The 276-nt window shown below is 50.4% G+C and carries 1 tRNA gene and 1 rRNA gene; both read left to right on the forward strand.

Annotation, left to right across the window (positions count from 1 at the left end):
• A 16S ribosomal RNA gene (locus HMPREF0549_RS08980) occupies positions 1–133 on the forward strand; the annotation flags it as partial.
• A 68-nt stretch (positions 134–201) separates the two neighbouring features.
• Positions 202–275 (forward strand) — tRNA-Ile (locus HMPREF0549_RS08985).
• The last annotated feature ends 1 nt before the right edge of the window (position 276 follow it).

The raw sequence follows: 276 nt of genomic DNA on the forward strand, positions 1-276 counted from the left end.
ACCATGGGAGTGGGTTGCAAAAGAAGTAGGTAGCTTAACCTTCGGGAGGGCGCTTACCACTTTGTGATTCATGACTGGGGTGAAGTCGTAACAAGGTAACCGTAGGGGAACCTGCGGTTGGATCACCTCCTTACCTTAAAGAAGCGTACTTTGCAGTGCTCACACAGATTGTCTGATGAAAATGAGCAGTAAAACCTCTACAGGCTTGTAGCTCAGGTGGTTAGAGCGCACCCCTGATAAGGGTGAGGTCGGTGGTTCAAGTCCACTCAGGCCTAC

It is taken from the genome of Limosilactobacillus vaginalis DSM 5837 = ATCC 49540 (genome assembly GCF_000159435.1).
Lineage (GTDB): Bacteria > Bacillota > Bacilli > Lactobacillales > Lactobacillaceae > Limosilactobacillus > Limosilactobacillus vaginalis.